Source organism: Halomonas sp. CSM-2, assembly GCF_002119345.1.
Classification (GTDB): domain Bacteria; phylum Pseudomonadota; class Gammaproteobacteria; order Pseudomonadales; family Halomonadaceae; genus Vreelandella; species Vreelandella janggokensis.
Window position 1 is genome coordinate 1 of the sequence record NZ_NBYR01000052.1, and the last position, 2,201, is coordinate 2,201.

4 protein-coding genes are annotated in these 2,201 nt (G+C 43.7%); 3 read left to right on the forward strand and 1 reads right to left on the reverse strand.

The genetic code is table 11. The annotated features are described in order from the left end of the window. Together B7L15_RS19660 and B7L15_RS19480 are read left to right on the forward strand one after the other, a co-directional pair. On the forward strand, positions 1-682 hold a 682-nt coding region (locus B7L15_RS19660), incomplete at its 5' end, for a hypothetical protein (RefSeq protein WP_176243742.1). Positions 683-1,000: 318 nt separating this feature from the next. Then, on the forward strand, positions 1,001-1,237 hold the full coding sequence (locus B7L15_RS19480) for a hypothetical protein (protein ID WP_139839418.1): 237 nt from the start codon (positions 1,001-1,003) through the stop codon (positions 1,235-1,237). A 61-nt stretch (positions 1,238-1,298) separates the two neighbouring features. On the opposite strand, the gene B7L15_RS19270 is transcribed toward B7L15_RS19480, so the two are convergent. Then, positions 1,299-1,589: a hypothetical protein gene (locus tag B7L15_RS19270; protein WP_085920499.1), complete on the reverse strand. Its 291-nt coding sequence runs from the start codon at positions 1,587-1,589 to the stop codon at positions 1,299-1,301. 142 nt (positions 1,590-1,731) lie between these two features. Here B7L15_RS19270 and B7L15_RS19275 point away from each other — a divergent pair. Beyond that, the coding region (locus B7L15_RS19275) for a transposase (RefSeq protein WP_176243743.1) at positions 1,732-2,201 on the forward strand (470 nt) is incomplete at its 3' end.

Genomic DNA, 2,201 nt, shown 5'->3' on the forward strand with positions numbered 1-2,201 from the left:
GCCCGGCGTGGCTGGTGAGGGTGCGGCGACTGGCGCGGAACTTTATGTTGGGCATGGCACTGTCTGGGTGAATGGCGATAATGGCTATATTGCCATGCAGGTCAGTGGGTTAGAAGTGCTTCCGGGGGCCGGTCTCACGGATTCAGGCAACTATGAAAGGGAGGTTTGGCTAAAAGATATGAATGGGAAAGAACATACTATCATGCTCAATGATAAGTCAATTAAATTGAGGGAGGGTAATTTAGTTACGATTGGGCTAATCGAAAACAATAATAAACAGTCGCTAATGTCTCTTAAAAACCATAATACTGACGATCTGTATAGTTTGTCTACAAGTGAAGCTTTAGTTAATAAATATAATTTTTCGAATTTATCCAATGAAATGGGTTTGTTTAAATGGCTGTTATTAGCAGGTGCTTCTGGTGTTTTTATGTTTTTTTTACTTCGGACCATTGCCCAAGAAACAGCATTTGGTAAGCTGATTGGCAATTCTCCAGATTTCATTCAAGTCGTTATGGGCCTGATATTCTTAGCGATTATGGGTTTGGTTCCGTTAGCTATATTTATTCATGGCTTTCGCCGCAGTGATCGTGCTCATCGAGATCATAACGAAGCCGTTGATAAAGTTAAAACTGCTAGAAAAGTGATTATGGAAGACCCGCATCCAGCTATGACTAACTAAACTGCTAGTGCATGACTTTCGATTTGAAAGTTTTGGTTTTTGCAGTATTTTGTTTGCCATAATAAATACAGTAATTGTAGTATTATGAGTTAAACCTTGAAGATAGGGAGGCCAGCTTTGGCTTCCTTTTTTGATCATGTGAAAGAGTTATAGCAAGAAGAGGAAGTCCCCCCCATTTTGGTATCAACCAGATATCCGAAATGACTGGTTGGGCAAGACCAGAGCTTTGCCCGCCTCGCAATGGTAGGACAAGTAAGGGGCTTAGGGCTCTTGGGTATGATGTGAAGATTCATTGAATAAGCCACAAAGGAAAATTAAATGAATGACATGCAGAAGAAAGTAGCAGTTGTAACCGTTGGGATACTAGCTGTAATGCTTTTGTTTCCGCCGTTCCACAGGCAATCTTCATCAGGGAGTTTTTATGGCAATGGGTATAGCTTTATTCTATCTCCACCAATGAGTGTTGCTACAATAGATATTGCTACTTTATTGACCCAATGGCTATTTGTGGTTACGGCTGGGTTCGTTGCTTACCGTTATTTTGATACTAGTTGATATTGCTGAAATAATGATAAGAAAGCCAGTCGCTGTTGACCTGGCTCTCTTTAAAAATATTTTATAATTTGTTTATTTCTTCGATTAGAAGCCTGATATTTTCAGCATAATTCACTTCTGCTGTTCCTCTCTGTGTGATGTAAAAGCCGACTATAGGATTGTTTTTTATTGCTATGTCGCTTACGACTACATCTTGAAAAACCTGCTCTCCATTCTTGTTCAAAGTATACTCGATTTCTATCCTTCGACTTTTCGTTCCCCAAGAAGTTGAGAACATAGATTCTGACCAGTCACCGCTATCTATTAGCCTAGCATCCAGCACATATTCTTCTCCATATAGGTCAGCATTCATTAAGCTTTTTTCTAGAACACTTTTGAAGCTCTTGTCACTGAAGTTAGCCCGAATTTCTCACGGGGTATAAAAGAAAGCGGCTGAAAGTGCTATGATTTCAAGAACCTAACCAATCCATCAAGCACCAACAGCCGCTTCCAAAATGGTACCTGAAAAACTGACCTTCTCGCCACTCTCACGCCGGCAAATTGAAGCCGATTTCTCTGGGGGCCACATCACCTCCGATGCTGGATTGCTCTTGCTACGGGAAGTTGATAAACAACATCGTCTGACGCACCGCTTGGCCTCCGTGCTTCATGATCCCCGCGCACCGGAACAGGTTCGTCATAAGCTCGACACTCTGGTTCGTCAGCGGGTGTTCGGTGTCGCCGCTGGCTACGAAGATTTCAACGACCATGAGGCCCTGCGCTATGATCAGGCCCTCCAGACAGCGCTCGGTGAAGAGGATACGCTGGCAGGCAAGTCAACGCTGTGCCGGGTGGAGCAGAACGCCGATCGGCAAGCAATAGTGAAGGCCCATGAGTTGCTGTGGCATCACTTCATTGAACAGCATGACGAACCACCAAAGGAGATCGTGCTGGACTTTGATGGCACCGACATCCCCGTGCATGG

What these genes read in the sequence shown, in the direction of transcription:
- B7L15_RS19480 (WP_139839418.1), top strand. Translation starts at nt 1,001, where the DNA reads ATGAATGACATGCAGAAGAAAGTAGCAGTTGTAACCGTTGGGATACTA.
- B7L15_RS19270 (WP_085920499.1), bottom strand. Translation starts at nt 1,589, where the DNA reads ATGAATGCTGACCTATATGGAGAAGAATATGTGCTGGATGCTAGGCTA.